Annotated in this window: 12 protein-coding genes; 3 read left to right on the top strand and 9 right to left on the bottom strand. The window is 43.7% G+C overall.

The window, feature by feature from the left end; genetic code table 11:
• Positions 1-33 precede the first annotated feature (33 nt).
• A complete protein-coding gene (locus F6K53_RS03480; protein ID WP_293070262.1) occupies positions 34-903 on the top strand; it encodes a MoxR family ATPase in 870 nt (289 codons plus the stop codon).
• A 35-nt stretch (positions 904-938) separates the two neighbouring features.
• Positions 939-1,919, top strand: coding sequence for a transposase family protein (locus F6K53_RS03475; RefSeq protein WP_293070260.1), 981 nt, complete (start codon positions 939-941; stop codon positions 1,917-1,919).
• Between the two features lie 353 nt (positions 1,920-2,272).
• Here F6K53_RS03475 and F6K53_RS03470 read toward each other — a convergent pair whose 3' ends face one another.
• Complete coding sequence (locus F6K53_RS03470; protein ID WP_293028594.1) at positions 2,273-2,650, bottom strand: hypothetical protein; 378 nt, start codon at positions 2,648-2,650, stop codon at positions 2,273-2,275.
• A gap of 1,033 nt (positions 2,651-3,683) precedes the next feature.
• Here F6K53_RS03470 and F6K53_RS03465 point away from each other — a divergent pair.
• The gene (locus tag F6K53_RS03465) at positions 3,684-4,295 is read left to right on the top strand and encodes a M23 family metallopeptidase (protein ID WP_293038267.1); all 612 of its coding nucleotides are present in this window, start codon (positions 3,684-3,686) and stop codon (positions 4,293-4,295) included.
• Between the two features lie 81 nt (positions 4,296-4,376).
• On the opposite strand, the gene ftsH is transcribed toward F6K53_RS03465, so the two are convergent.
• From ftsH to F6K53_RS03425, 8 genes are all read right to left on the bottom strand, one after another.
• Positions 4,377-6,359 (bottom strand): ATP-dependent zinc metalloprotease FtsH, encoded by a 1,983-nt coding sequence (ftsH, locus tag F6K53_RS03460; RefSeq protein ID WP_366511322.1) that lies wholly within the window; start codon positions 6,357-6,359, stop codon positions 4,377-4,379.
• A 322-nt stretch (positions 6,360-6,681) separates the two neighbouring features.
• Positions 6,682-7,212, bottom strand: coding sequence for a transcriptional regulator NrdR (gene nrdR / locus F6K53_RS03455; RefSeq protein WP_293028577.1), 531 nt, complete (start codon positions 7,210-7,212; stop codon positions 6,682-6,684).
• 217 nt (positions 7,213-7,429) lie between these two features.
• Positions 7,430-7,525 (bottom strand): photosystem II reaction center protein T, encoded by a 96-nt coding sequence (locus F6K53_RS03450; RefSeq protein ID WP_008180851.1) that lies wholly within the window; start codon positions 7,523-7,525, stop codon positions 7,430-7,432.
• A 137-nt stretch (positions 7,526-7,662) separates the two neighbouring features.
• On the bottom strand, positions 7,663-9,195 hold the full coding sequence (gene psbB / locus F6K53_RS03445; protein WP_293079909.1) for a photosystem II chlorophyll-binding protein CP47: 1,533 nt from the start codon (positions 9,193-9,195) through the stop codon (positions 7,663-7,665).
• 859 nt (positions 9,196-10,054) lie between these two features.
• Positions 10,055-10,375, bottom strand: coding sequence for a hypothetical protein (locus F6K53_RS03440; RefSeq protein WP_293038276.1), 321 nt, complete (start codon positions 10,373-10,375; stop codon positions 10,055-10,057).
• A gap of 546 nt (positions 10,376-10,921) precedes the next feature.
• On the bottom strand, positions 10,922-11,593 hold the full coding sequence (locus F6K53_RS03435; protein WP_293079906.1) for an HAD-IA family hydrolase: 672 nt from the start codon (positions 11,591-11,593) through the stop codon (positions 10,922-10,924).
• A gap of 74 nt (positions 11,594-11,667) precedes the next feature.
• Complete coding sequence (queG, locus tag F6K53_RS03430; protein WP_293079903.1) at positions 11,668-12,621, bottom strand: tRNA epoxyqueuosine(34) reductase QueG; 954 nt, start codon at positions 12,619-12,621, stop codon at positions 11,668-11,670.
• A 64-nt stretch (positions 12,622-12,685) separates the two neighbouring features.
• Complete coding sequence (locus F6K53_RS03425) at positions 12,686-13,429, bottom strand: Stp1/IreP family PP2C-type Ser/Thr phosphatase (RefSeq protein WP_293018357.1); 744 nt, start codon at positions 13,427-13,429, stop codon at positions 12,686-12,688.
• Positions 13,430-13,535 lie beyond the last annotated feature (106 nt).

Here is a 13,535-nt window from a genome sequence, read left to right as displayed (position 1 = left end):
TAGAATTATTTTAGTGAATTCGTATAAGGTGCTATGGATGACTTAGGGAGAAGAAAGTACACAGGTGACGGTAAGTGTCGCTACAAACCGCTTCCTGGTGCATGGCAAGAGCCAGAACCTTACATTGCTTCTAAGGCTTTGGCAGATGCAGTTAATACTGCTCTCTACCTGCGTCGTCCTTTATTATTAGAAGGTGACCCAGGCTGCGGGAAAACGCGATTAGCTTATGCGGTTGCCTATGAACTGGGTTATCCCCTCTACAGCTGCTACATCCGCTCTACCAGTCGAGCCCAGGATTTACTTTATGATTATGATGCCATAGGTCGGTTGTATGACATTCAGGAACGTCAAACTGCAGGTAATCCCAGGCAACCTTTGTACCGCAGAAATTATGTTAACTTAGGAGAATTGGGCGAGGCAATTCAGCAATCACAAAATGACATTCCTTCCGTGGTTCTAATTGATGAAATTGATAAAGCGGATCGGGATTTACCTAATGACTTGCTCTTAGAATTGGAGCGATTGCAATTCCAAATTAAAGAAGTACTAAACGTTCGTTTTGATGCTTTAAAAGGTAAAACCAAAGAAGAACGAATATATTTTTTACCGTTAATTATTATCACCAGTAATAGGCAAAAAGAATTGCCAAAACCCTTCCTACGTCGTTGCTTATTTTACTACCTTAAATTTCCAGAAAATGCTACCCTAAAACAGATTATCCAGAGTCATTTTAAAACTGAGATTACACGCCTATCCGAAGCAGCTATCCAAAAATTTGGGGAACTGCGGGAATTGAGAAATTGGCAAAAAATACCAGGTACCAGTGAATTTTTGGATTGGTTGAGAATGTTGGAACGAGATCAACAAGAGACCTCTCCAAAAAACAAATTTATGGTAAAATAAGATAAAATTTACCACTTTTATCAACCTCAAAAACCATGAGCTATACTTGGGATTACATCCAGAAAAATCCTAAACAAACAAAAAGATTGGTAGGAATAAATTATGAGCAACTATCTCAACTGATAGAACAAGCCAAGTTATTACATCGTCAACATCAAGAAAAAATTGAAAATCAAAAAGTCCGGCTAATAAAGCCTGGGGGAGGTGCTGGACAAAAATTATCAATTGAAGACCAAATAGTCTTGACATTAATTTACTTACGACATCACATAAACTTTCAACTTCTCGGACTACACTTCCAGGTGAGTGAATCTAAAGCAAACTCTACTTTTAACTACTGGCAATCTCTTTTCAGGGAAGCTCTACCAGCTTCTTTGTTAGAACAAGTAAAAAAGTGCCAAGAATCCGAGGATATAATTCGAGAAGCCTTAACTGAGTATGAGTTAATAGTAGATAGCGCAGAACAAGTCAGAGAAAGACCTTCAGACTATGATCAACAAAAATCCTTCTATTCTGGCAAGAAGAAAAACCATACATTTAAAAATCAATTTATTGTGTTGCCAAAAGGGGAAGATATTGTAGATGTAGTGGTCGGTAAACCAGGCCCCAAAAGTGACATAAATATTTGTCGGGAAAGTTTAAAAAAATTTGATGATAAGCAAAGACTGAGTGGTGACAAAGCTTATCTAGGAGAAGAACAAATAAGAACTCCCCATAAAAAACCAAGAAATGGTGAGTTAACCTCACACCAAAAGAAATATAACAAGCTATTATCTTCAAACAGAATATTTGTAGAACATGTGATTAGGTTGGTAAAAATTTTTAAAATAGCGGGAGAAAGGTTTCGCCTAAATTATAATAAATATTCTGGGGTAATTTTGACAATATGTGGTTTGGTAAGATTGAGAACAGGATCCTTAGTATTACAAGTAACAAAAGCGTCTGAAAGTGCTGAAACAATTGAGGTTGTTTATGCTCATAGTTTTGGTGATAAATTAACATCAATAGCTGGTTAAGCCTATTATAGCGTTAATTCAACGTAAAATTGAATTGGTCAATTTGAGCGCTGAAAAGCAGTGCCTGAGATACTTTCAAGTTTTTGGAGAGGTCTAAGGGAATCAAAGTACTGCTGAAGCATTAGCCGATACTCCGACCGCAAATCTGCCTCATCTAGAAACTCTAGTTAAAACTCAACAGGATCACGATGCCCTGAGCAAGACCAGGATACCAGATTAGTCACTGAGAGTATGATTGAGACTATGGGATTGGCCTTGGCCTTGGCCAAAAGGCCACGCTACGGGAATGGTCACGCTACGGGAATGGTCACGCTGCGCGAACGCGCCCGAAAATGAGCAATGACTACCTAAATTCAATTCCCAGACTGACGCCCTAATTCATACACACCACAGCTCATGCAAGCAATAATCCCAATACTGATTGCCCAACTGTGTCCCAGGCTAATTTCGACGGCGTAGTTACAAACTGCACCAATGACTAAAAAAGGCACAATACTGACAACTGACGCATAGAAAGCGTTTTGAGATTCTCTGACCTTGCTGGTTCGTTCAAATTCCTCAGCCGACATGTAAAATAATCCCTCAGCAAAGTTAAACCAGCGGTTCAATTGCTCCATAATCCATTGCCTCAAGGACGAGAGGCTTAAATATAGCGCTAGAGACCACAAAGATGCTCCTGCGATCGCGGTAGTATCCACCTCAAATCGGAAGGGTAAAAATTCAGTCAGCATCAGTTCACGCATAGGGTAGGCTGGGGCAAGGTGAAGTACCCCAGCCTGCTTCGCTGAGGCTGGGGCTTCCAATCTCAACTCAAATCAGGGACGGTCTTATTCGTCAATAGGGTTTCCCGCTTCATCCGCCGACGCCTCAACCAGAGGCGCTTTCCAATGGCCGGGGAACCCGGCCATTGGAAAGCGCGCCTGCTGATGAAAGGTCTTACTCAGCGTCCACAGGCAGACATCCGCCTTCCGCAGACGTATAGTTCTTTTCGACAGACTCACCTTGGAATTACGACTCTATGGTCAACCAGCTGGGGCTTGTCTCTTCCCTGAGCTCTGCTAGTACTTTTACACCTTTAAGGTAGCCTTTTAGTCAGTCAGGCGGGTCATCGACCAATTATATTCTAACACGATTCGCAACAAGTCCTCGTCTGGCTATCCATCCCAGAGATGAAACCTGATTGTTAGGGTCGCCTTTAGGGTTAGTCGATTATGCGTAAAAGAGGTGCCCCAGACGCGCGCCAAGGGTGTAGTGGAGCCTTTATAGGTGATTGGCTATGAGGATGCATGGTTAAAACTATTGTATTAAGGCTCCACTACACTTACGGTAACTTCAAGACCCGTGGCGAATTTAATTCGCCTACGGAAAGCGCACCTTTGGTTAAAACTTTGCCGATTTTGGCGACCCTATCCTTACGGTAACTTCAACACCTTTAAAGAAGGTGGGGAATTCCGCGAGTTTTGTTAATCACTAAGTTAACCAAGATTTAACTGCTTTATTTAACTTGATCGCTTTAGTGTTAACCGTTAATAGTTAACACTAAAGCGATCAAGTTAAACAGTTTACATTTAACCGTCAACCCTTAATAAAAAATTCAATCCTTAAATTGTGCAAGTTAAATTTGTATTAGCTTATTCAGGTATCTTAACAAAACTCAAGATTTTGATAAATATCCCAAAAACCCCAAACACCCTGCTGCTCGCAGGTGATCTGGAGGGATATAAATGGAAAGACCCCTAACTAGCTAAAGCCAGACTAGAACTAATGCGCAGTGGTTATTTATCAAGGCTTCTAATTTTCGCTGGACTGAGTTTAACGAGTTTAATCGGTTTAAGTACCCATTCGAGTTTCCCCAGCCAGCGAGTAACTGCATCAGAACCTCCCTCAACCTTGGTAGCCGGAGTAAGAAGTTTTGCCAAAGGGGGTTCCTTTCCCGTAGAAAACTTCCGGGGCTACACCTCTGGCTTCGGTTACCGACCCTCTCCTAGAGGTTCTGGATGGGAATTTCACCGAGGTTTAGACATAGCTGCCCCTGAAGGAAGCTATATTCGTAACTGGTGGAGTGGTAAGGTTATTAAAATTTCTGATGGTACTGCTTGCGGCACCTCAATAACTATCCAATCAGGCAAGTGGCAGCACATCTACTGTCACATGAAAGGATACGCAGTTAAAAATGGAGGTACTCGCTATTTAATTGACAACTCCGGTGGCATTCAGATCAAGGAAGGCCAACTGTTGCCTTCTGGAGCCAGAATCGGTCGAGTAGGGATGACTGGTCGTACCACCGGTCCTCATCTGCACTGGGGATTGAAGTATGGCAAGCAATACGTTGACCCAGCCCAGGTGCTGCGGGCAATGTATAAAACACGAGCTTGATTGGGACAAATGTTAATGGTTAATGGCCATTAACCATTAACATATTTCAAACATGCATGCCTTTGATCTTTTTAGTGCAAACTACGAAACTACCAATTGTTCCTTGTGCATCTGGGTGTGTTCTTCTATAATTCTGCGTAACTGGTCTCCTTCGATAGTTTCTTGATCTATCAACAGGTCTACTAATCGGTCAATTATTACCCGATTTTCCCGGATTAATTGACGAGCATGGCCATGGCAATGCTGCACAATTGTGCGAACCTGGGCATCAATGTGGGCAGCAATTTTCTCTGAGTACTCAGCCCTATTAATCACATTACCCCCTAGAAAGACTTCTCCCCCTGGGTCTTCTAAGGACAGAGGACCCAAATCACTCATTCCAAAGCGGGTTACCATCTGCCGTGCTCGTGAGGTAACTTGTCGCAAGTCCCCAACAGCACCAGTCGTAACTTCAGCCTCACCAAAAATTTCTTCTTCTGCCGCTCTACCCCCTAAAGTAGCAGTGATTTGGGCTTTGAGTTGAGCCCGAGTAATCAAACCTTGTTCTTCATCAGGAATAAACCAGGTCAAACCACGGGCTTGCCCTCGGGGAATTAGGGTTACTTTCTGTACCGGGTCGTGATCCGGTAGGAGGGTAGAAATTACAGCATGTCCTACTTCATGGTAGGCAATTAATCGCTTATTCTTGCTGTCCACTAGAGGAGTGCCTTCCATCCCAGCCACCACCCGGTCAATAGCATCATTGATCTCGAGCATAGTGATAGCATCTTTGCGGCGGCGAGCAGTCAGGATTGCCGCTTCGTTGAGTAGGTTGGCTAAGTCAGCACCAGTAAACCCAGGGGTACGCTTAGCAACAGTTTCTAGACAAACCTCAGGGTCAATCTTTTTGTTGCGAGCGTGGACTTCCAGAATGTTATTCCTGCCTTTGTAGTCAGGGTAATCCACAATGACTTGTCTGTCAAAGCGTCCAGGACGTAATAGTGCAGCATCCAGGACATCTGGGCGATTAGTGGCAGCAATAATAATAATACCTGTGTTCCCTTCAAACCCATCCATTTCCGTGAGCAATTGGTTAAGGGTTTGCTCCCGCTCATCGTTTCCACCGCCAATCCCTGCTCCCCGTTGCCGTCCTACCGCATCAATTTCATCAATGAAGACCAAGCAAGGGGCATTTTCTTTGGCTTTTCTGAACAAGTCACGAACACGGGAGGCACCAACACCCACAAACATTTCCACGAATTCGGAACCAGAGATGCTAAAGAAGGGAACTCCTGCTTCACCAGCGATCGCTTTGGCTAACAGAGTTTTACCAGTTCCTGGAGGACCCACTAGCAGCACACCTTTCGGGATGCGTGCTCCAACAGCAGTAAAGCGTTCTGGTTGTTTGAGGAATGTGACGACTTCTTGCAATTCCTCTTTAGCTTCTTGAATACCTGCTACATCATCAAACAGAACCCCGGTTTTGGCTTCCATCTGAAACCGTGCTCGGGATTTGCCAAAGTTTAAGGCTTGACCAGAATTACTCGCAGAGCGTCGCAGGATCATCATCAAGCCTGCTAGTAACAACAGAAGCAAAAATAAGTTGGCAATTAGACCTAAAGCGGCTGAGTTATCCGCAGAGCGCTTAATTTCAGTGGGAACATTCTGTTGACGGAGTTCCTTGAGTAGCAAGGAGTTTTGATCGAACAAAGCAACTCGTTGAGGAGGTTCATTCTCCTTGGCCTCCTTTAGGCTAACTTTAGCAATCTTAGTGGCTTCATCGATTTCTATTTTAGTGACTTCCCTATTTTTAACTTTCTTTAATAGCTCACTATAGGTTAGAGATTTCTCTTCTTTAAGCTGTGCTTGGGCTGGGGTACCCAGTATCACCCCTTGCCAAAGGAGCAAACTGGCAGCAATACGCCAGAATTTGACTAACTTGCGGTTTTCCTGAGGTTGCTGTAATCTAACCGAAGGATTTGCCAGCGGATGTGGAGAGGTGTTTACCTCTGCATTAGCCATCCATGCTCTCATCCAGAAACGTTTCTTCATGGCTGTTTGCTCTTTGGTCTTGCCTTGACTCAACTCCTGGGTAAACCTAGTTAGGCTTCAATAGAATTCACGCCCTTGAGTTGAAAATTCTTTCACTTTCTAGTCTAGCTCCCTAAAATCTGGCTTTAGCTGTAAGAAACTCATATTAAGTCCGGTAGCATCGGTAACCTGCTCTTGCCTAGATCGGGTTTCCAAACCTCACGCTGGTTTGTTTCTTAATCCTTCCTCCTGTAGAGACCTTGCCTGGAACATCTCTACAAATGGTAACCATACAACTGGACACGAGACCACTAGTTGACCTTGTAGGTTTGAGAGTCAACCATCAACCGTCAACCATGAACAAACATCTGATCAATTACACCGAAGTCGATGTCTTTATTTCTTCTACATGATCTGAGGGGGTTGGCGGAACCTGGGGGATTTCCATTGGTAAATCTTCCTGTTGGAGATCCTCTAGGGTAGTGACAAAATCTCTAATCCCTTGAAATTTTCCATAGACCGAAGCAAAGCGTACATAAGCCACTTCACTCTCCGAACGTAGGTAGCGCAAGACTAACTCACCAATTTCGTGACTGATGACTTCCCGACCAAATCGCTGTTGCAATTCTGCTTCAATCTCATCAACCAATGCTTCTAGGCGTTTTTGGAGAATGCCTGTTTTTTCACAAGCACGTATAATTCCTCGTAACAACTTGGAACGGTCAAATGATTCCCGCTTGCCATCCCGCTTGATCACAGTTATTGGCACAAATTCGATCCGCTCATATGTCGTGAAGCGATGTTTGCATCCCAAACACTCCCGGCGTCGCCTCACACTTTTTCCTGCCTCAGTAGAACGAGACTCAAGAACGCGGCTCTCGGTGTGGTGACAAGAGGGGCATCGCATAAGATAATTTTTTTTCTTGCTGAGTGGACTGATTGGCGGCAGATATTTGGAACGCCCTAAGAGTCGATACTTTCAAAATAACAAGTCTAACAATTAGATGGAAGATGAGCCGATATATACCTGTCCACTTACCTATATCCTATAGGCTCATGACAGGCTATTGCGGCTCAGAGCATCCACAGAACTGTTGAATTTCGATCTGAGAAATCGAGGTAAACTACTTCCCAATCTTAGGGGGTTCCCGAAAAGCAATGGCAAAAAATAGGGTGCCTAGGGCTAAGGTCAAGATTAAGATATAAGCAACTGATTCCATAGCTATAATTCCTGATTATCTCCTCACTTATCAGTCTACCTTGCATGGACCACAGAAATAGCAAAAAGGCAAAAGAAAAATTTCTTTTCTTCTGCCTTTTGCTTTTGAGTCAAACTGTGATAGGAGAGATTTAACCTCTAGATAGGCTCTGTCCTACGGGTAGTCTTATCACCAAGCTTCTGGAAGAAGCCCCACTCGACTTGCTCTTCCTCTAGGTCAGGATCGACACCAGCAAACACATCTCGATAGAGAGTGCGTGAGCCATGCCAGATGTGCCCAAAGAAGAACAACAGTGCAAAGACAGCATGACCAAAGGTGAACCAACCCCGAGTACTAGTGCGGAATACACCATCAGAGTTTAGGGTTTCGCGGTCAAATTCAAAGCCCTCACCCAGCTGAGCAGTACGAGCGTATTGCTTCACATCGAAGGGGTCAGTAAAGGTTTGACCATCAAGAACTCCACCGTAGAAGCTAGCAGTGACACCAGCTTGCTCGAAACTATACCTAGATTCAGCCCGTCGGAAAGGTATGTCCGCACGAACTACACCATTAGCATCGGTCAAAATGATCGGGAAGGTTTCAAAGAAGTTCGGCATCCGACGAACGGTCAGCTCCCGACCTTCACTGTCTGTGAACACCGCATGACCTAGCCAACCTTCAGCAATGCCATCCCCTTTGTCCATCGGACCTGTACGGAACAAACCACCTTTGGCAGGGGAGTTGCCGATATAGTCATAGAATGCCAGCTTCTCTGGAATCGATGACCAAGCTTCTGACAAGCTAGCACCATCAGCCAATTCAGCTTGTACCCGTTGGTTAATTTCCTGTTGGAAATACCCCTGATCCCACTGATAGCGAGTTGGACCAAACAGTTCAATTGGGGTAGCAGCACTGCCGTACCACATGGTGCCTGCTACTACAAATGCAGCAAAAAACACAGCGGCGATACTGCTGGAGAGTACCGTTTCGATATTCCCCATCCGTAGAGCTTTAAACAAGCGCTCTGGTGGTCGTACTGTTAAGTGGAATAAACCAGCAATAACCCCAACAACACCAGCAGCGATATGGTGAGCGACAATACCTCCAGGGTTATAGGGGTTAAAGCCTGCTGGTCCCCATTCTGGTGCGATCGCTTGAACACTACCAGTGAGACCATAAGCATCAGATACCCACATCCCAGGCCCCCAAAGCCCAGTCAAGTGAAAGGCACCAAAGCCAAAGCAGAGTAAACCAGATAAGAACAGGTGAATGCCAAAAATTTTTGGCAAATCGAGAGCTGGGTCGCCACTCCGTGGGTCTCTGAACACATCTAAATCCCAGTAAACCCAGTGCCATACGGCAGCCAGGAACAATAAACCAGAAAGGATAATATGAGTTGCAGCGACACCTTCAAAAGACCATAAGCCCGCATTGGTTACAGTTTCACCAGTGATACTCCAGCCCCCCCAGGAATCAGTAACCCCTAGACGAGCCATAAAGGGCATGACGAACATCCCCTGACGCCACATAGGGTTAAGAACCGGGTCACTCGGATCAAAAATTGCCAATTCGTACAGGGCCATTGAACCAGCCCAGCCTGCCACCAGGGCTGTATGCATCAAGTGCACAGCTAGCAGACGTCCTGGATCATTCAGGACGACCGTGTGTACTCGGTACCAGGGTAGTCCCATTGACTACGCTCCTCCTAATATAGAGTTTTTACTTCGACGCTTCTTTTGATCAATATGTTAGAAATCCCCTTGAAGTCTCCCCCGCTTGAAACACAGGGGATTCTAAGAGTCACGTTGTTCGAGGGGTTAAAAACCTGATCTGACAACGCTTACGGTATGATTTCTCAAATTTGACACTGTTTGGAGAGCTTTAACACTCTCCGACCGACCTTGGTTAGGTGTGAACCTAACTGTATCGCTACTTTGGTAGCCGCCCTAGATTTTGCCATTGGCAACTTAGGTAGGACAAAGTATGTATGAAACTAAAGTTTGTTTAAAGAAGTGTAACTATTGTTAGAGCCGATTGCAAGCGAACGGTCATGTTCTCAGGTTAGGGTCGGAAGCGCTTAACCAGCTATATTGGTCAAATTTCCGTTGTATTTGCCTAAATTTAAGCAATATAGCTTCTAAAACCTAAAAATTGTCAAATTCAGTCCGGTAGCCTCTTTACTGATTAGTAATAGTCGGACACAAATCAACATGAAAAAGGTATATGGAAAAAGGCACAAGGCTAGAACTTATGCCCAGTCGAGTTGAGTTCAAACGATATCACCTACAGCACTTAAGAGGGGAGGGGGAAGAGGGGGCAGAGTCTGGAGTTCGCGAAAGCTGGGGATCAAAGGGCTATTGATATGCCACTCGGTATTACAACTCGGTATTAGGGTTCAATCCTATGGCTAGGGTTTTTTGATTAATTGCTAACCCTAGCTATAACTTTGATCACAAGTCGCAATCAAAAGTATAACTTCTTCATCATTCCTTATCCTTACCCTCTTCTCCCTCTTTTTCCTTGTTCCCTGGTGCCTTTTCCCTGTACCAGTTAACCTTTGCCCCCTACCATGATTTCAGTATGTGTCATCGCTAAGCGCTCGATAACTTGCTCAGCAGTGATCAAGCGTTTTAGGACAACTTGACCAATAGTTTTTGCTGACTCAGGTGAGGTGTTAGCCATGGGTTTGACTTCAACCATAACCACAAGGTCTTCAACCTGATAGAGCCACAATTTTTCTCCTTGCTCTAGGATAGAAAGGTTAATTTGCTTAATTTCTGGCAGGCGTCGCCAAGCGTTTTCGTTCCAAAGACCTCCAAACTCCCAAACGCGCCCGACTATCCAGCCTTCCGATAAAAAGAAATATTTCACGTTGCTCTTCGCTAATCCTGCTCTATATTCCTATTTTCCACTCAAATTGAGTTTTTCAGCTTAAATTGACGATTTAATTCAACTTTTATCCAACAACGGCAATTGGTTAATTTCAGGACTTACGCACCAAGCTTGTCGGTTAAGACTGGGTGTCAGGTGTAGTGGAGATTTATAGAAGTTGACAAAATGATCAGTATATGATTAACAGCAGTAAGCATTGTTACTTGACCATAGTCTTTTGAGCTATAGCTGGTTACGGTATCAATTGATGGGTAAACTAATCTATAATTCAGATAAAAAAACGATAATACAAGCCAATCCAATTCTTATATAACCTGGCTTTATACAATCTATTGGATTGGCTATATATAGACTTAAAGCTTGATCTAACAAGCATTTAGTCCTCTTGAGAGGACTTGATTTACTCGCGGTGGGATTTTCATCCCTGGCGGACTATTGGTAGTAGTTCAAGATGTGATTTAAAATCGGCTGAGATAAAATTGTCATTGGTAAATTAACAAGTAATAAGTAACCAGTAAATAATTACTAATAACAAACTACTTTTGATTTAACTTTTGATTGATCTAAATTAGATACTACTTCATATAAATCCTGGGGTTCGTCGATCAAAAAATCTGGTTTGTATTGAGCTAGGACTTCTTTATAATTAAATCCCCAACTGACAGCAACTACTTTAATAGTATTTTTCTTAGCTGCCTCAATATCCCTAGTTTCATCTCCCACATAGATCACATCACCAGGATTTAAATTATGTTTTTTTAGGAATTTACGAATAACTTTTTCTTTTCCAAAGATGGGACTGCCTGAGTCAACAAAATCAAAAAGCTTTACCCAAGAATTATTTTCCAGGAAAAGGTTAACGTTTTCTGCCGAGTTAGATGTCAATATCCCTAATTGGTAACCTTCATATTTCAAATCGTTTAAAACGTCTATTATTCCAGGAATAGGAGTTAAACTTTGAATATCTTCGCGTAAGATTTTTTGGACTTTTTTCAACAAAAACGGGATTATAAACCTCGAAATACCCGATTGCTTAATAATTTCCCTAGAGCTTAAATGTCTAACTTGCTCCAATTTTTCAGCTGATGTGGGCTGATATCCAAATTCTCCCGCTAAGCTATTACTAATCTTGACAATGGCAGTAAGGGTATCAGCCAGAGTCCCATCAAAATCAAAAAGAATTACTTTTACACTCATTGAGCAATTAACAATTAACAATTCGCAATTCGCAATTCGCCACCCGCCACCGAAGTAATCAATGACTAGTCAGACTAGTCAACCGATTTTTGAGATGCATCAATATTAGCTTGGGCATTGCGCCGTAGCATATTTGGCTTAATACGCCGCAGCGCAGAAGCTGGAAACCGTCGATTCCACTCCTGATCAGATATAGTAGCTAATTCTGTGAGTCGAGGAGCCACATTCCAAGGGTAGGGCTGAAACTCTACCACATCAGTTTCTTTAGCAAAACGTTGGTTCCAGGGGCAAACATCTTGACAGATGTCGCAACCAGCAACCCAGCCTTCTAAATGGGGTTTAATCGATTCCGGCAAGTTTTCAGCCCGATTCTCAATGGTATGATAAGCGATGCAGCGGTTGGCATCAACGACAAACGGTTTGGTAATAGCACCCGTTGGGCAGGCTTGAATACAGCGGGTACAGCTACCACAGTGTGAAGTGTGAGGGGTATCTGGGGTCAAGGCTAGGTTAGTCAACACTTCCCCTAAAAATACCCAACTGCCATACTCCCGCGTAATTACATTACCATTTTTAGCAATCCAACCAATACCTGAGCGCTGCGCCCAGACTTTATCTTGTACTGGCCCTGTATCAGCATAGTAACGCACCTGGATTTCTTCTGCTTGTGCTTGTAACCAAAAGGTCAATTCCTTCAATTTTTTATGCATGACCTTGTGGTAATCTCTGCCCCAACCGTAACGGGAGATTTTCCCATACTCAGGGTTTTCGGGACGCTGGTGAGGGGTGTAGTAGTTGAGAGCAACACAAATTACCGACTTCACCTCTGGCATACAGCCACGAATACCCAAGCGTCGAGGATTTGCCATCCAAGCCATGTCTGCTTGATACCCTAACGCTAGCCAAGCCTTCAAGTTTTGCTCTGCTGAGTCATGATGATCAACATCCACAGCTGCAATTCCGACCTTATGAAAGCCCAGCGAGCGAGCTTTCTGTTTTACCTCAGTGCTAGTAACTGGTATATCCAAGCTGTATTTACGAAGTAACTCTACCTGTAGGGTGTGTTAATAACGCACCTTCACCCAACACTTTTCACCCAACACCATTCATCCTTTCCCCAATCTCTACAATAACCACAGTAATGTTATCCCTACCGCCTTCTTCTTTAGCTGCTTCAACAAGGATATCCAGAGCCTGCTCAATACTTGAACTATCTTGGAGAGAGGAAGCAATCAATTCATCGGAAAGTTCTTCGGTGAGTCCATCGCTACAAAGCAAAAGGCGATCGCATAATTTAACTTCTATCCGATAGACATTGACTTTAGGTAAGTCCTTTCTGCCTAGACATTGAGACAGAACATGACGCCAGGGATGCATCCGAGCCTGTTTAGCTGTTAGTTCTCCCAACTTAACGGCTCTGGCTACCCAGGTGTGGTCTTCTGTAATCTTCTCTAACTTAGAATTTCGGAACCGATAGAGGCGAGAATCTCCTACATGAGAAAACCAACACTGGTCTTGACGGAACATCACCACTACGGCAGTGGTTCCCATATCTGACCGTTCTGGATGAGTTTGCTGATCGTTGAGGATAGCCTGATTGGCCTGATAGATCGCTTGTTCTAGTAACTCATCAGAAGGAGTTTGAGAGTTCCAATCTTTATTCAAATAAGTCTTAATCGCCTCAGTGGCGATTTTACTTGCCTCTTGTCCACCGGCATGACCACCCATGCCGTCGGCAACAATAAAGAAGCGACCGTCCGGGTCTATGTAGTAGTCATCTTGGTTAACTGTACGTAGTAAGCCCGGATCTGTAATACCGGCGAAGCAACTTTTCATCACATCGGTTGTTTACTGGCTTGATGCTTTCTGCTCGTCTGTGAGCTTCAGTTTGATTTTGATGGATAGAAACATGATTATTATCGACCTGATTCAGTTGAATTAA

The sequence above is a fragment of the Moorena sp. SIO4A1 genome (assembly GCF_010672065.1).
Taxonomy (GTDB): domain Bacteria; phylum Cyanobacteriota; class Cyanobacteriia; order Cyanobacteriales; family Coleofasciculaceae; genus Moorena.
Note: the sequence above shows the minus strand (reverse complement) of the source record. Positions and strands in the feature narration are given on the sequence as shown.